12 protein-coding genes, 1 rRNA gene and 1 pseudogene are annotated in these 14,153 nt (G+C 35.6%); all 14 read right to left on the bottom strand.

Going from position 1 to position 14,153, the window contains the following annotated elements:
- Positions 1-269, bottom strand: a 16S ribosomal RNA gene (locus T335_RS0107575); the annotation flags it as partial.
- Between the two features lie 772 nt (positions 270-1,041).
- Positions 1,042-2,517 (bottom strand): lysine--tRNA ligase, encoded by a 1,476-nt coding sequence (lysS, locus tag T335_RS0107570; RefSeq protein ID WP_026477006.1) that lies wholly within the window; start codon positions 2,515-2,517, stop codon positions 1,042-1,044.
- A gap of 16 nt (positions 2,518-2,533) precedes the next feature.
- The gene (greA, locus tag T335_RS0107565) at positions 2,534-3,007 is read right to left on the bottom strand and encodes a transcription elongation factor GreA (RefSeq protein WP_026477005.1); all 474 of its coding nucleotides are present in this window, start codon (positions 3,005-3,007) and stop codon (positions 2,534-2,536) included.
- A 294-nt stretch (positions 3,008-3,301) separates the two neighbouring features.
- Positions 3,302-4,243: a hypothetical protein gene (locus tag T335_RS0107560; protein WP_026477004.1), complete on the bottom strand. Its 942-nt coding sequence runs from the start codon at positions 4,241-4,243 to the stop codon at positions 3,302-3,304.
- A gap of 125 nt (positions 4,244-4,368) precedes the next feature.
- Positions 4,369-5,340: a tRNA dihydrouridine synthase DusB gene (gene dusB / locus T335_RS0107555; protein WP_026477003.1), complete on the bottom strand. Its 972-nt coding sequence runs from the start codon at positions 5,338-5,340 to the stop codon at positions 4,369-4,371.
- Between the two features lie 443 nt (positions 5,341-5,783).
- Positions 5,784-6,566 (bottom strand): type III pantothenate kinase, encoded by a 783-nt coding sequence (locus T335_RS0107550; RefSeq protein ID WP_026477002.1) that lies wholly within the window; start codon positions 6,564-6,566, stop codon positions 5,784-5,786.
- Between the two features lie 12 nt (positions 6,567-6,578).
- Entirely contained in the window at positions 6,579-7,094 is a 516-nt protein-coding gene (locus tag T335_RS0107545; RefSeq protein ID WP_026477001.1) for an ECF transporter S component, read from the bottom strand.
- A 178-nt stretch (positions 7,095-7,272) separates the two neighbouring features.
- Positions 7,273-7,590 (bottom strand): annotated as a pseudogene (locus T335_RS22985) (methyl-accepting chemotaxis protein); the annotation flags it as partial.
- 677 nt (positions 7,591-8,267) lie between these two features.
- Positions 8,268-9,278, bottom strand: a complete 1,011-nt coding sequence (locus tag T335_RS0107535) for an electron transfer flavoprotein subunit alpha/FixB family protein (RefSeq protein WP_026477000.1) — start codon at positions 9,276-9,278, stop codon at positions 8,268-8,270.
- 14 nt (positions 9,279-9,292) lie between these two features.
- Complete coding sequence (locus T335_RS0107530; RefSeq protein ID WP_026476999.1) at positions 9,293-10,075, bottom strand: electron transfer flavoprotein subunit beta/FixA family protein; 783 nt, start codon at positions 10,073-10,075, stop codon at positions 9,293-9,295.
- Between the two features lie 15 nt (positions 10,076-10,090).
- On the bottom strand, positions 10,091-11,230 hold the full coding sequence (locus tag T335_RS0107525) for an acyl-CoA dehydrogenase (RefSeq protein WP_026476998.1): 1,140 nt from the start codon (positions 11,228-11,230) through the stop codon (positions 10,091-10,093).
- Between the two features lie 21 nt (positions 11,231-11,251).
- On the bottom strand, positions 11,252-11,668 hold the full coding sequence (locus T335_RS0107520) for a MaoC family dehydratase (protein ID WP_026476997.1): 417 nt from the start codon (positions 11,666-11,668) through the stop codon (positions 11,252-11,254).
- 362 nt (positions 11,669-12,030) lie between these two features.
- Complete coding sequence (fabG, locus tag T335_RS0107515) at positions 12,031-12,771, bottom strand: 3-oxoacyl-[acyl-carrier-protein] reductase (RefSeq protein WP_026476996.1); 741 nt, start codon at positions 12,769-12,771, stop codon at positions 12,031-12,033.
- Positions 12,772-12,846: 75 nt separating this feature from the next.
- Positions 12,847-14,148, bottom strand: coding sequence for a GntP family permease (locus tag T335_RS0107510; RefSeq protein WP_026476995.1), 1,302 nt, complete (start codon positions 14,146-14,148; stop codon positions 12,847-12,849).
- Between the last annotated feature and the right edge of the window lie 5 nt (positions 14,149-14,153).

The raw sequence follows: 14,153 nt of genomic DNA, 5'->3' as shown, positions 1-14,153 counted from the left end.
CACCAACTAGCTAATCAGACGCGGGCCCATCCTGTACCGAAATTCTTTGACCCATAAGGGATGCCCCTTTAGGGTTTTATGAGGTATTAGCAACGGTTTCCCGTTGTTGTCCCTCTGTACAGGGCAGGTTGCCCACGCGTTACTCACCCGTCCGCCGCTAAGTTTATTAAATTCCATCCGAAGACTTCCTTTAATAAACTCCGCTCGACTTGCATGTGTTAGGCACGCCGCCAGCGTTCATCCTGAGCCAGGATCAAACTCTTAATAAAAAATTTCTGGGTTCCATTTTTCTAAATGGATAAATTATATGCTGGCTTAAATCTATACTGTTCAGTTTTCAAAGACCTAAATCTTTTGGGGTCTAACCCCTAGTCGCCCTCACAAGCGACTTAAATATCTTATCATTTATTTGATCGATTGTCAACACTTTTCTTTGATATTTTCTGAAATATTTTTTCAAGAAATTTATACGTTTCAATCGAAGAAAACACAGCTTGAATACTGTATCACAACTTATATCAACTGTCAATCACTTTCAGTATTTTTTATCCTGTTGTGACGACAAGTAATACTATACCATATCCAAATAGATATGTCAAAGGTAAAATCAATTGCAATATATTCCATATAAGTACTTACTATATTACTGTTAAATACTTACTATATATACTGTGATATGATTTTTTACAAATAAGAACAAAGTCCTCATTCGGGAGATTTAAAGAATAACTTTAGGTGAAAAAACTCAGCGACTTACACAATTTAATACAATTAAATTGGTTATCTGTTTATGTCGAAACTCATTACGTAAAGTTCTCTTATGTTAAAATAATTAAAGTAGAACTTTCCTATTGGTTATAAAAATTGAAGTACTGTGGTTGTTTCTTCGCCTTACTATACGCTCTTCCCCACAGTACTTCCTATTTTATTTTTATTTTGATTTGATTAAACTAGTAGTTAAGTTAGTAGCTACTAATCTATTATAAGAACGATAATATAAATCAATACTTACTGGAAATAACACTGATAAATCATCTGCTATTATTCTACTGGCTTCATTGTCGGAAATAATAGCACATCTCTAATTGAAGCAGAGTTTGTAATCAACATCATTAGTCGATCTATCCCTATTCCTAACCCACCAGTTGGCGGCAGTCCTATTTCTAAAGCATTTAAGAAATCTTCATCTAGCATGTGGGCTTCATCGTCTCCAGCTTCTCTTTGAACTAATTGCTCCATAAATCTTTCTCTTTGATCGATTGGATCATTTAATTCTGAGAAAGCATTAGCTATTTCCCAAGTGTTTACGAAAGCTTCAAAACGATTTGTAATCTCAGGATTATCTGGATTTCGTTTCGCCAAAGGTGATACTTCTACGGGGTGATGGGTAATGAAGGTTGGTTGAATTAGATGTTTTTCTACGAAGGCTTCAAACACTTCATTAATTACATGTCCCTTTTTCATTCCTGGCTTTACTTCAAGCCCCAATTTCTTAGCCAGCTGAATTGCTTCTTCATCTGAATTAATTCCACTAAAATCGACATTAGCATATTCTTTACATGCATCTGTCATAGAAATTCTTTTCCAAGGAGGTGTTAAGTCTATCTCTTTATCTTGGTAAGTAATCTTAGTAGTTCCTAAAGCCTTTTCGGCTGCATAGGCTACAATATTCTCTGTAATCTCCATCATATCTTTATAATCAGCATAGGCCTCATACAACTCAATTGCAGTATATTCAGGATTATGTTTAATTGACATACCCTCATTCCTAAACATTCTACCCATTTCATAAACTTTGTCGAAGCCGCCTACAATCAGACGCTTAAGATACAGCTCATTGGCAATTCTTAAATACATGTCTATATCTAATGTATTGTGATGCGTAATGAATGGTCTAGCACTGGCCCCTCCTGCAATTGTACCTAAAATGGGAGTTTCAACTTCTAAATATCCCCTATTATCTAAGTACTCTCTAATGGCTTTCGTTGCTTTAGAGCGTATTTCAAAAGTTTTCTTTACTTCCGGGTTAACAATTAAATCAACATACCTTTGTCTATATCTTAGGTCTTGATCCTTTAATCCATGCCATTTTTCTGGAAGGATTTGTAGTGATTTAGTTAAAAGACGTACAGTTGAGGCTTTAACCGAAATCTCACCCTTATTAGTTTTAAAAACATCACCATTAATCTCAATAATATCCCCAATATCATAAGTAGTAAATAATTCGTAATCTTCAGCGCCAATTCGATCTTCTCTTACATAGGCCTGTATCTGACCATCTTTATCTTGCATATTGATAAAACTAGCTTTTCCATGTCCTCGCTTAGTCATAATTCTACCAGCAATAACGACTGGTTGCCCCTCTAGCTCTTCAAACCGGTCTTTAATTCCTTGGCTATAATGGGTAACTACAACCTTTTCAATTTTAAAAGGGTCTTTTCCCATCTCTTGAAGATTCTTTAACTTATCTCTTCGTATCTGAAGGAGTTCGTTCAAACTCTGTTCTCCATTATTCATTTGCCTAACCTCCAACTTACCTTTTAATTTCTAATATTTCATACTTTGTAATACCATCTGGAATTTGTACTTCTACTATATCTCCAACCTTTTTACCTAACAGAGTTCTACCTACTGGTGATTCGTTGGAAATTTTTAATTCATATGGATCAGCCTCGGCAGAACCAACTATTGTATATTCAACTACTTCGTCAAATTCAAGGTCTTTTACTACTGTAGTTGCTCCAACACTTACTACGTCTAGACTTATTTCATCTTCATCTATAACTCTAGCCTTTTTAAGCATGCTCTCAAGTTTAAGGATTCTCTCTTCTACCTGTGCTTGCTCGTTTTTAGCCTCATCATATTCAGAGTTTTCGCTTATATCTCCGAAGGCAATTGCTTGTTTAATTCTCTCAGCAACTTCCTTTCTTCTAACGGTTTTTAATTGTTCAAGTTCATCCTCGATTTTCTTTAAGCCATTGACGGTTAATACAACATCTCTTTCCATTGTACCCCTCTCCTTTACCCTTTTTTATTGACTATTTATCCTAATAAATTTCGATAGATTAATATATGTAGGATTTTAGATAATATATGTCCTACAAAGAAAATTATTCGTCGATTTGCCATCCAATATTATCCTAAATTCATTGTGTTCAATAAAAAAATACTAGTATAAATAGTGGTGTTTCCCAAATTATGTTGTAGATATTATATGCTAGTAGGTACTAATTGTCAAGTTTTAAAAGCCATTACCTACCTTTGTTTCTTCAAGATTTTGAAGGTTTTTTACAGTAATAGATTAATGTTCATTAACCATATTTTTTACAGGTCCTTCTTTTTGTAGAGGGATTATTCTAGGTGCTAATTTTAATTCATCTATTATTTTGGTATAAAGTGTTGGATTAGCTACTTTTCCACTGTTATTTATAATTGCAACCAATAAGGCTTCCATCACATTTGTACCAAAGGAACGCCCCTGGAGTTCTGGTGTTGTTGTCACAACTAATGAAGCTCCACCTTCTTTTAGGTCTATTAGATCATCTTTTGTTAATGTATTAGTTATGATGATTTTATTATCTAAAGTTTGAGGCATATATCGCTTTATATAGTGGAAATCTCCTGCAATGATGTCTACTTTTTCATAATAGTATTCTAGCTTACTTTTTTTCGTTTTATTTTGCTTTTCTCCCGTTGGATATAACCATCTAAAGGGAAGTTGGCATATGATTGGAGCTAAAAATTTTGATAAAAGATTAAGTTGTTCTAAAGAACGTAGGGGCATATTAATCCCTAATCCAAACATTAAATCTCCAACAATCAAGTCTCCCCCACATTCTATAATTGAATTTGCCATCCCAAAACGATCCATAGCTGAAGTAAAAAGTACTTTCTTGTCTTTAAAGTCGATTATTTTCTCTTGTTGAAGATAGACAATTACTCTTCTTTCTAGAGTATTCTTTAACCCAGACCCATCTACAATAGGGGTTATCTTAGCAGCGTTCTTTAGCTTATTTGCATCTCTAATAACATAGCGTTTTTTACCGCCCCAAAGGTATAGGTCTATGCCTCCCATCCCTATGGCATCAACTTTTCCATCTAAGGACTTTATTAATTCTGTTGCTTTAGATAGACTTCCATTAGTACCAATTCTTTCTATTATATAAGTTTCATCATTTATCTGTATCGTGCTTTGATGGTCTCTCTTGGAGCTTCCAATACTTATACTAACTATTCTCTTCAAAGGAAATCCCCTCCTATTCAACAATTACCATTTATACTCCTGTATTATTGTCCAATAGCTGAGGGTTATACTTTATTTAAGTGATACTTTATTAAAAGTGAAACTTTATTAATAGTGGTACTTTATTAAAGATCAATAGCAGACTGATAGTATTCCTCCAAAAGATTTACCATTCCTTCCTGAGAAGTGATATGATTGATGGTATTTCTTAATTGGGCAGTATTCTTATATCCCTTCATATACCACGCAATATGTTTTCTCATTTCTCTTATGGCAATATATTCTCCCTTTATATCAACAACTAATTTAAGGTGCTTTTTAATTAGATCTATTTTTTCCCTAAGGTCTGGCCCTGGTATTACTTCACCCGTTTGAATATAATGATGAATTCGCTTAAACAACCACGGGTTCCCTTGGGAGCCTCGCCCGATCATTACACCATCACAATTAGTATGCTTTAATAATTCGATGGCATCATCAACAGAAAAAACATCGCCATTTCCTATTACTGGAATCTTAACTGATTTTTTCACTTCTCTAATAATGTCCCAATCAGCTTTTCCTGAATAAAACTGTTCCCTTGTTCTACCATGGACAGTTACTGCTTGTCCACCACTATCCTCTATCATTTTTGCCATTTCTACAGCATTAACATGATTCTCATCCCAACCCTTTCGAATCTTCACTGTAACTGGCTTAACAGATTCCCTTACTACTGCTTTAATAACCGCTCCCGCCAATTGAGGATTTTTCATTAAGGCACTTCCATCTCCATTTTTAATTATTTTAGGAGCTGGACATCCCATATTGATATCTAAAATAATGTTCTCCCTATCATTAAGTAGATAGGCTGCTCTTGCCATTACATCAGGGTCAGAACCAAAGATCTGTATTGCAACAGGCTTTTCCTCTTCTTCTATTTTTAGTAGTTCCTCTGTTTTTTTATCGCCATAGTATAACCCTTTACCGCTGACCATTTCTGTATATACCATGCCACAATCCATCGACATACAAATTAATCTAAAAGGTAAATCTGTTACTCCCGCCATTGGAGCTAAAAAAACATTATTATTAATTTCTACATTACCAATCTTCATCTTTTCACCTCTGTTAATCCTAATTACCTTTTATCAATAGTATTTCCTAATTTGTTTTTTTAAGTAAATCCTATTTAGCAAACTAAAACTAATATTAAAGTCAAAATAAAAATCTCCTGTATTAGAACTAAGTCTTCCTTAGTAAGCTTTAAAGGATAACTTCTTAAAGATCATTTACGTAAGCCTCCTTTGTACACTTTTAAAGTAGTACTTTCTTATTCGTTAGAACAAAGCCTTCCTACAAAAATTAGTGGTAGACTTGTGTTGAAATACATTTCAGTAATTACAACAATTGTAAGCTTTTAAACCCATAATTTCCTATGTGTTAAAAAAAACCAGCAATAATGACGTATACCTAAATACGTATAGGTGCTGGCTTTTATAAATAAAATATAATGTCCTTTTAATGTAATTAATTATATTAATGTAAACAAAGGGAATCTCTATTTATTTTTTTCATCCTTATTTCTATCATATATAATATTTAGACCTTCTAATGTAAGAAACTTGTCCACCACATGGATATATTCAGTTTCACTGGCTATTAAGCTTGAAAGTCCACCAGTTGCTATCACTTTTACATTCTTTGACTTGATTTCAACCATCATTTTTCTAATAATGTATTCCACCAGTCCAACATATCCATATATGATTCCTGATTGAATGCTATTCACTGTATTTTTGCAGATTACTTTTCCTGGCTTTATTAGTTCTACCCTGGGAAGCTTAGCAGCCTGTTGAAATAAAGCATCACTACTGATTTTAATTCCAGGCGAAATGGTCCCTCCTAAATAATCTCCATTCTCGGAAATTGCACAAAAAGTTGTTGCAGTACCAAAGTCAACGATAATAAGTGGACCTCCATATTTTTCATAAGCTGCAACAGCATTAACAATACGGTCTGCTCCTACTTGCTTTGGGTTATCGTACTTAATATTCATTCCTGTTTTTATACCTGGCCCTACCACCATTGGTTCAATCTCGAAGAATTTTCTTACTGTGTGTTCTAGCGAGTACATAATATTTGGCACAACAGATGAAATAATGACGTCTTTAACCTCTTTTGTATCTAATCCACCATGCTGAAATAGTTGATGAATTAACATTCCATATTCATCTGAGGTTTTATTTTTATCTGTTGCAATGCGCCAGAAGTCAACTAGTTCTTTTTCTCTATAAACCCCTAAAACAATGTTGGTATTTCCTACATCAAAAACTAGTAACATTTCTTCACCTTCTTATTCATAGATATTTTTATATTTAAATAAAACTTTCATTACTGGATAAACAATAATTACTGAAACAATAATTTCTATCGGTGCATTTACAGTTGCAATCCCCTTTATAATACTTAGTGGTAAGTACCCCCTTAGGTAAATCATTGTTAATACTCCAATGGTATTAGTTGCTGTTCCTACCATTGCTGCCACAATAGAACTCTTAGAGATTTTATATCCATAATAGGCAGTTATTCCAATGACTAACCTAGGAAGTATTGAAACTAAAGGATCTGAAAAGAAAGCAGGATTAGCCCTTAAAAAGCTAGATACTCCAAAGATAAAGCCTACAAATATTGCTGCTTTTGGACCTACAATGATGGCGGCAATAATAATGGGAATATGCATCGTAGTGGCATTTACACCAAGAATAGGGATATAACCTAAAAAAGGTGTCAAACTTAATACTACCGATAAGGCCCCCAACATCCCTGCTATCGCCATCTTTTTAGGAGTCAATTTATTATTACTATTCATATTTAAGCACCTCCGTTCCAGCTCTTATGATGCCGGACATTTAATTTAATTAAAGCTTTATATTAAAATAATCAATTTTAAATATAGTCTAGTTCTTTAAGATACTAGCTAAATTTTACCGTATCATTTTAACAGTTTCTAATATCTTTTGCAATTACTTTAAATATATTATCTAGATTTATCTACTCAGCTCTTCTGCTTCTTTTCTAAGAACCTCAATTAAACTATGGATTGTCTGAGCGGTTTCCCTTATTTGATTAATAGAGGTCGATTGCTGCTTAGCAGCCTGCTCGATACTATCTACCTCAGTAGCCATATGTTGACTTGTAATTTTTAGCCCCCCCACGATGGACTCTATCCTCTCTATTGATTCCTTTGTTGAACTAGCTAATTTCCTAATTTCTTCTGCTACTACATTAAACCCTTTGCCTAATTCCCCTATTCTTGACGCTTCAATGGCAGCATTTAATCCTAAGAGATTAGTTTGATTAGAGATCTTTTTTACTATATTAGTAATTTCTTCACTGGTTTTAGTATGTTCTAAAACTTTATCTGCCAAGTCACTTAATCCTGTACCTATTTCTAATAAACCCTCTGATGAAGCCGCTATTTCTTGGGTTGAAGCATTCAAATGGCTAATTTCTTCAAATAGAGAGTCGGACATCTGGAAAAGACGGTCTTGTCGTTCTACAGATTCTAAAAAGCATACGCCTCCAACAACCCTTCCATCATCGATTATTGGAATAGCTACAGCAATGTATGGAAAACCAAATAGTTCTTTCCCCATTTGCTGAACAACACGCTTTTTTGTTTTCATGGCTTTATAGATTACTGTATTTTCATTGACTATTTCTCCTACCTTTACAGGAAAGATAAGTTTTTTACCAGGTACATATTTTACATATTTCTCTTGGTCACAGATGGCTACTGATAAATCGTTTACATGGAGTTCAGTAAGCTGATCTGCAATTTGTACAAATGAATGAAGTAAATTTGACTTAATTGACAATTCTATCGCCCCTTGCTTGTATTATTTATGTTATTAAGCACGTCTTGTTATCACCTATTCTAGTTTCATTATAACATACATAATAATGCAAGATAGATGCCAACATCAGGATAAAATACTAAAAAAACCAATGGACTTGACGCTGCCCACTGGTTCTTTAAAAGTTATCCTTTAAAGCTTTCTTCCTTCAATACTTCTAGTATTGCAGGAACAACCTTTTCTACTTCGCCAACAATTCCGATATCTGATAAATCAAAGATTGGAGCTGAAGGATTTTTATTAATTGCAACAATTAATTCCGCCTCTTCCATACCGGTTATGTGCTGAATCGCACCAGAAATTCCGCAGGCTATATAAAGATTAGGTCGTACTGTCTTTCCTGTTTGCCCCACCTGTTGCCCCCGTTCAATCCAACCTGCATCTACAGCAGCACGGGAGCCTGCTACAAGTCCTCCTAATTCCTTAGCTAACAGTTCTAATACATTAAAGTTTTCTTTTTTACCTATGCCCCTTCCTCCAGCAACTAATACTTCAGCCTCTTCTATTTTCTTTTTTTCTTGGGGTTCTTTTACTACTTCAAGAATCTCAACATTAATATCCTTAGATGTTAACCCCGAATCAACCTCTATCACCCTTCCCCTTCGGCCTTCATCTCGGTCTAGCTTGATCATAACCCCTGGTCTAACAGTAGACATCTGGGGACGATGATCTGGGCATAGGATCGTTGCCATAATATTACCGCCAAAGGCTGGCCTAGTCATTAATAGGTTTCTTGTCTCTTCTTCTATTTCTAAAGTTGTACAATCAGCTGTTAAGCCCGTATGTACCCTTGCAGAAATTCTAGGTGCTAAATCTCTTCCTATTGCAGTGGCTCCCATTAGGATTATTTCAGGTTTTCTTTCCTTAATGAGATTGGTCATTACCTTGGTGTAGGTTTCAGTTATATAAAATTCTAGTAGTTGATCATCAACTATAACTACTTCATCTGCTCCAAAATAAACCAGTTCCTTAGCTTCTGTTTTAACATTGTGGCCTAATATAATTGCCGTTAAGGTTGTATCTAATTTCTCCGCTAACTCTTTACCTTTCCCCAATAACTCTAAAGATACTTTTTGTATTTCTCCATTTCTTTGTTCTGCAAAAACCCAAATCCCTCGATATTCTGAAAAATTCATATGATCCCTCCTAACTAAATAATGTATTTTTCCTTAAGCTTTTCAACAACCAACTTCGCTGCCTCTTTAGGTTCTACTTCATATACCTTACCCGCTGCCTTAACCCCTTTTGTAAAGGATTTTTTCACTTTAGTGGGTGAACCCTTCAGCCCAATATTTGAAGGATCAACTTCGATATCAGCTAGATTCCATATTTCTATTTCTTTTTCCTGATAGGCCTCAATAATCTTACCTACCCTCATATAACGGGGTTCATTCATCTCTTTTAATGTAGTTATTAGACAAGGGCCCTTTACCTTCACTAGATGATATCCATCTTCAAACATTCTTTTAACAATAAAAGAGCCATCTTCAACCCTTAAATCTCCAGCATAACTTACCTGCGGCAAATGCAAATGTTCTGCAATTTGAGGACCAACCTGAGCAGTGTCACCATCGATGGCCTGTCTACCAGCAATAATTAAGTCATATTGAAGTTTTTTTATAGCTGCTGCAAGTGTACAGGAAGTGGCCCAAGTATCGGCCCCAGCAAAGGCCCTATCTGTTAAAAGAATCCCCCGGTCGGCCCCCATCCCAAAAGCTTCTCTTATGGCATTCTCTGCTTGAAGGGGACCCATTGTAATTACTGTTATATGAGCTCCAAGTTCATCCTTCAAGCGTAAAGCAGCCTCCAATCCACTTTTATCATCGGGATTGATAATACTCGGCACCCCATCTCTAATTAGGGTTCCTGTCTTAGGGTCTAGTTTCACTTCTGTTGTATCGGGCACTTGTTTTATACAAACAATAATATTCATACTATATGTCCTCCTTTATTTTAATAACTGGGCTGAAATAACCATCCTTTGAACCTCAGACGTCCCTTCATAAATCTCTGTAATTTTAGCATCCCTCATCATTCTCTCCACAGGATATTCCCTTGTATAGCCATACCCTCCATGAAGCTGTACTGCTTTTGTGGTTACCTCCATTGCTGTTTCTGAAGCAAAGAGTTTCGCCATAGCAGCTTCCTTAGAGTAGGGAAGCCCCATAGTTTTATTAAAGGCAGCTTTGTACACTAACAGTCTTGCAGCTTCCACCTTGGTGTCCATATCTGCCAATTGAAATTGTGTATTTTGAAAATAGGACAATGGTTTGCCAAACTGTTTTCTTTCTTTAACATAAGCAACGGTTTCATCCAAAGCTCCTTGAGCGATTCCTAAGGCTTGGGCGGCTATTCCAATTCTACCCCCATCTAAGGTCTTCATGGCTATACTAAAACCTTTCCCCTCTTTACCTAAAAGGTTTTCTTTTGGAATTCTACAATTTTCTAAGATTAATTCACAAGTGGCAGACCCTTTGATCCCTAACTTGGCTTCTTTTTTACCAACGGAAAATCCCTCTGTGTCAGCCTCAACAATAAAGGCTGAAATTCCCCTTGTGCCTTGAGATTTATCAGTCATGGCCATGATAATATAAATATCTGCATAACCTGCATTAGTAATAAATATTTTCGATCCATTAATTAGGTAATGGTCCCCCTCTAAAATGGCAATTGTTTGTTGGGCCGATGCATCTGTTCCTGCATTTGCCTCTGTTAAACCAAAGGCCCCTAATTTTTCTCCCTTTGCCAAAGGTATTAGATATTTTTGTTTTTGTTCTTCTGTACCAAATTCAAATATCGGAGCAGCACATAATGAAGTATGGGCTGAAACAATTACACCTGTGGTGGCACAAACCTTAGATAACGCCTCCACTGCCATTGCATAGGCCAGTTGGTCAGCTCCAGCTCCCCCGTAGGCTTTCGGAAAAGGTATACCCATAAATCCACACTCTTTTAATTTCCTTACAGTATCTATCGGAAAAACTTCCTTTTCATCGATTTCTTCTGCTAGAGGCTTTACCTCATGATCAGAAAACTCCTTATACAATTTTTGTAGCATGATATGTTCCTTTGATAAATTAAAATTCATCACTTGACCTCCTTAACTTTATTATTTGGGGGGCATTACAGTTGCTATGCCCGACAAAACAACTTCTTCATTTTGATTTCGACATACGGTACTGAACTTTACTCGATTTTTTTCTACTACGATCTCTATTGCTTCAACTTCTGCGATGATTGTATCCGCGAATCTTACTGGGGCATGGAATTTTAAGTCTTGAGAAATGTAGATTGTTCCCGGCCCTGGTAATTGTGTTCCTAGAACAGCAGAAATTAGACCAGATGTCAAAATTCCATGGACAATTCTTCCTTGAAAGAAGGTATTCTTTGCATAGCTTTCATTTATATGGGCTGGATTTAGATCGCCTGTGATGCCAGCATATAAATACACATCTGTCTCGGTAATGGTTTTTTGAAATGAAGCCCGATCTCCCAACTGAATTTGAGATATTGTTTTTCCTTTCACAATTAAGCCCCCTTATTTTCGTTATCATCTAAACATTAACGCAATATCCGTGCCAATTTTCCTTAAAATAGATATATTTTTAACAATATTTTAAGTAAAATTTTTCGTAACTTTCTTTTATTTATTTGATTTTTCAATACTCAATCCAATACATAGCCTCTTTAACATTTATTTTTTCTTGAATTTTCGTTAGTTAATTATCTATCAATTTAAATCAACTCAAATCATAATAATATATTAATTTCCTTAAGATCAAAAAAAGACTGTACTAATTTTAGTACAGTCTTAATCTTTTATCTATAGGATTTTTAAATGTCTGTATTATTTTACTACAGTGTCTATTTTCTGAACACTTTTATCTATTAAAGAACAGCCCCACCATCAACTGATAATACAGTTCCAGTTACAAACTTAGCCTCATCTGAAGCTAGGTATAAGAAGGCATTTGCAATATCTGAAGGCTCACCAAGGGAGTTAAGCGGTGATTTACCCTTCATTATATCAAGTACTTTTTCAGGCATTTTAGCTGTCATTTCTGTTACAATAAATCCTGGTGCTACTGCGTTTACTCTAACACCTTTTCTACCAAGCTCTTTAGCCCAAGTTTTAGTCATTCCAATTACTCCAAACTTAGTTGCAGCGTAATTAGTTTGACCAAAGTTTCCGTAAATTCCAACTACAGATGAAACATTGATAATTACTCCACTACCTTGTTCTGCCATAATTTTTGCAGCAGCCTGTCCACAATTATAAACACCCTTAAGGTTTACAGCAATTACATTATCAAATTGATCTTCAGTCATTTTTACTAATTGGGCATCTGCCGTAATACCTGCATTATTAACTAAAATATCAATTCTTCCAAATTGATCAATAATTTTTCCTATCGCTGCATTTACTTCTTCTGGCTTAACTACGTTAGCTACAACTCCTAAAACTTCAGCTCCTGTACTGGCAATTTCACTTGTAACAGCGTCTACATCTTCATTTCTAGTACCCCATACAACTACCTTTGCACCCTCTTCAGCGAATCTTTTAATTGATGCCTTACCAATCCCAGAAGTAGATCCTGTGATTACCGCAACCTTACCTTTTAACCTCATTATCAATCGCCTCCAATTAATTTAAAAATATTTATGTTACAATACTATCGCTTTAGCTAGTTATAGTATTGCTTCTTACACTATACCTATACTTGCAAGAATGATACCAACTATAACTGAGAAAACTGGAATAATGGTACCAACCATAAAAATATCCTTATAAGAATCTTTATGGGTCATTGCTGTTACTGCTAATAGTGTTAATACTGCACCATTATGGGGTAATGTATCTAACCCACCACTAGACATAGCAGCAATTCTATGGAAGGCTGCTGGAGAGATTCCTGTTGTGGCAGCTATCTCCATATATTTTTCACCAAGGGCAGCCAAGGCTATGCCTAAACCACCTGAAGCTGAACCCGTAGCCCCGGCTAAAACGTTTACAGCCACCGATTGAGAAATTAATGGATTACCTGGAATCCCTAATACAAAATCAGTTAACGTTGTAAACCCTGGTACCGCCCTTACTACTGTTCCGAAACCTACAGCAGCACTGGTATTTATAATTGCAAGCACAGAACCAGCCGCTCCAGAGTTGATTGTTTCAATAATTTTAGGTAATCTCTTAAAGTTTAATAGTATAGTTGCAAGAATACCAACTACTAATGGTGGTATTACCTGTTGTGCAGCTGGTAAATCTTTTGTAAAAACATTTAATATCGTAATAACTAATACTAAAGGTATAGCAGATAAAATAGGACTTGGTAATTTTTTAGTATCTACCTCTTCAACTTTTTTATCTAATTCAACAAAAACTTCTCCTGCTGCAGTCAATTTATTTTGTCTATAGTGTAACCACGCTAATCCACCACCGAACATTACTAAAGCCCCTGCGATACCCATTATAGGAGCTGCAGTTGGAGTTGTACCGAAATATTCCATCGGAATTAAGTTTTGTATTTGCGGTGTTCCTGGTAAAGCAGTCATGGTAAAGGTAAAGGAACCTAGTGCAATCGCCCCAGGAATTAGTTTTCTAGAAATATTAGCCTCTCTGAAAAGTGCTACCGCTAACGGATAGATGGCAAATACAACTACGAATAAGGATACCCCACCATAGGTTAAGATTGCGCATGCCACTACTACAGCTGCTATTGCAAATTTTTTACCTATAATCTTGGTCATCCAGTAGGCTACTGAACGGGCTGCTCCTGACTCATCCATAACTTTACCGAAGATAGCCCCTAGTAAGAAGGCCGGAAACCATGATTTTGCAAAACCAACTAACCCACCCATATAAACCTCAGTATAGGCTGGTAATAGTTCAAGCCCACCTGTTAAAGCAACAACTAGGGCCGCAATTGGGGCAACCCAAATAATAGACATACCTTTATAGGCTAAAAACATTAATAAAAATAACCCAATAACAATTCCGATCATTTTCT

The sequence above is a fragment of the Alkaliphilus transvaalensis ATCC 700919 genome (assembly GCF_000621485.1).
Taxonomy (GTDB): Bacteria; Bacillota; Clostridia; order Peptostreptococcales; family Natronincolaceae; genus Alkaliphilus; species Alkaliphilus transvaalensis.
This window is presented reverse-complemented; position numbering and strand designations above follow the sequence as displayed.

Bases quoted from the DNA above. Each gene is read 5' to 3' on its own strand.
- lysS (WP_026477006.1), bottom strand. From the start codon at position 2,517: ATGAATAATGGAGAACAGAGTTTGAACGAACTCCTTCAGATACGAAGA.
- greA (WP_026477005.1), bottom strand. From the start codon at position 3,007: ATGGAAAGAGATGTTGTATTAACCGTCAATGGCTTAAAGAAAATCGAG.
- dusB (WP_026477003.1), bottom strand. From the start codon at position 5,340: ATGAAGATTGGTAATGTAGAAATTAATAATAATGTTTTTTTAGCTCCA.
- T335_RS0107550 (WP_026477002.1), bottom strand. From the start codon at position 6,566: ATGTTACTAGTTTTTGATGTAGGAAATACCAACATTGTTTTAGGGGTT.
- T335_RS0107545 (WP_026477001.1), bottom strand. From the start codon at position 7,094: ATGAATAGTAATAATAAATTGACTCCTAAAAAGATGGCGATAGCAGGG.
- T335_RS0107535 (WP_026477000.1), bottom strand. From the start codon at position 9,278: ATGAATTTTTCAGAATATCGAGGGATTTGGGTTTTTGCAGAACAAAGA.
- T335_RS0107530 (WP_026476999.1), bottom strand. From the start codon at position 10,075: ATGAATATTATTGTTTGTATAAAACAAGTGCCCGATACAACAGAAGTG.
- T335_RS0107525 (WP_026476998.1), bottom strand. From the start codon at position 11,230: ATGAATTTTAATTTATCAAAGGAACATATCATGCTACAAAAATTGTAT.
- fabG (WP_026476996.1), bottom strand. From the start codon at position 12,771: ATGAGGTTAAAAGGTAAGGTTGCGGTAATCACAGGATCTACTTCTGGG.
- T335_RS0107510 (WP_026476995.1), bottom strand. From the start codon at position 14,148: ATGATCGGAATTGTTATTGGGTTATTTTTATTAATGTTTTTAGCCTAT.